Origin of the sequence: Rhizobium ecuadorense (assembly GCF_001187535.1) — a bacterium.
GTDB lineage: Bacteria > Pseudomonadota > Alphaproteobacteria > Rhizobiales > Rhizobiaceae > Rhizobium > Rhizobium ecuadorense.
The window spans coordinates 1-211 of sequence record NZ_LFIO01001270.1 but is presented as its reverse complement, the minus strand read 5'-3'; the positions used below and the strand labels follow the sequence as shown (position 1 = coordinate 211).

General features: G+C 64.9%; 1 pseudogene. It reads left to right on the top strand.

The window, feature by feature from the left end:
• Positions 1 to 211: pseudogene (locus AF337_RS27195) on the top strand (LLM class flavin-dependent oxidoreductase); the annotation flags it as partial.

Below are 211 nucleotides of genomic sequence, written 5' to 3'. Positions count from 1 at the left end.
GCGCTGGGCCGCGTCATCGTGCCTTTCGATAGCGCCGATGCCGCAACGCGGCGCCGGTATCGAGACTATGCCGATGGCCGTCATGAGCGAACCCTTTCACCGCAGGGCGAGCGGCGCACCCTGTTCGCCCGTGATGTCGTCGGCACCTCGGACGAGATATTGGCGCAGCTTTTTGCCGATCCGATCTTGCCTGAGGTCGGCGAGTTGAGGC